The organism is Photorhabdus viridis (genome assembly GCF_040256935.1).
Taxonomy (GTDB): Bacteria; Pseudomonadota; Gammaproteobacteria; order Enterobacterales; family Enterobacteriaceae; genus Photorhabdus; species Photorhabdus viridis.
Genome location: NZ_JBEJZY010000160.1, coordinates 1 through 1,218 on the forward strand (window position 1 = coordinate 1; position 1,218 = coordinate 1,218).

The following is a 1,218-nucleotide window of genomic DNA, read 5'->3' on the forward strand; positions in this document are numbered from 1 at the left end:
GAGCAATCATGACTGGAGCAAAGTGGCCCAACGGGTCGCAGGCCAGTCCATTATCGGCGCCAGCTTGGGTACTACGATTAATGGCGGCAGCTTTAAAGACAATTTCACCACGGCTTTGCTGTCTAATATTGGCAGTCAGATTAATGCGGAAGGAGCCAATTTAATTGGGAAAAACGGTCAAATATTAGGTTTACCCGGCAAGGCGATCAGCCATGCTGCTGTATCCGCTTTGGCCGCTGAGATAGGTGGAGGCAATGCAAAAGGAGCAGCGGCAGGTGCTTTAGCAGCAGAACTGGCAGCGATAACACTGGATAAAACTTTCAGCGACCCAATGAGCATTCAGGCCGGGGGCAAAATTATCGGCGGCGTTGCCGGTGCGATTGCGACTCATAGCGCAAAAGGCGCTAACAGTGGAGCCAATGCCGGTGAAATCGTGATCCTCTTCAATCACCTGCATTCCATGAATGTTTACAATCTAACCAGAGAACTTCAAGAGGCCAATAAACAAGGCACCGCTACCGAAGCCATCTGGAATAAATACGGAGAACTGAGCGCCGCGCAACGGGCGGAAATGTTGTCTAATTGTGCCGGGAGCGGTGGGTTATGCACACTAACCTACCAAGCCGAAATGGACGGTGGGATAAAAACAGCCGATGCCATTAGTGGTCTGAGATGGATGTTTGGCTTGTCGGAAGAAGATGCCCATCGTCTCAACCAATTTGTGACGACAGAAAACCAGAACGATTTAGGGCTGTTATATAACTCGCTGCCTGCCTGGGAAAAAGGTGCATTAATAGCCAAAGAAGCGGTAGAATCTGCCGGTATTGGTGGTGCTATTGGTAGTAAGGTTTCAGTTGCTTCCATTATTGGGAAGAATAAACAACCTTATCAGCCGAATAAAGGTGCTGTTGGTAATATGAATGAATTTCTGAAGCAACCGGGATTTGGGCACCAAATTAAAGGAAATACTCAAAAAACCAGCAAGATATATGATGGACAGAGTGTTTACTCTGCAAAAGATGACATTGATAAATATATCAAGAAAGGCGATCAGATTTACTTAGATGGCGATCATAAAAATCATCTTGAAGTTTTTGATAAAAGAGGAAATTTTAGCGAAAAACGCCGTAAACCCTCGCCCAGTGCGGGCGGGGATATAAGGCGAAAAGCCCGCAGGGCTTTAAAGATCAATCTGGCGTTGACTGACTCTGAACGTAG

Annotated in this window: 1 protein-coding gene; it reads left to right on the forward strand. The window is 46.8% G+C overall.

Going from position 1 to position 1,218, the window contains the following annotated elements; all coding sequences use genetic code 11:
- Positions 1 to 1,218, forward strand: a 1,218-nt coding sequence (locus ABR397_RS22680) for a DUF637 domain-containing protein (RefSeq protein WP_350307682.1), incomplete at both ends; no start/stop codon positions are given.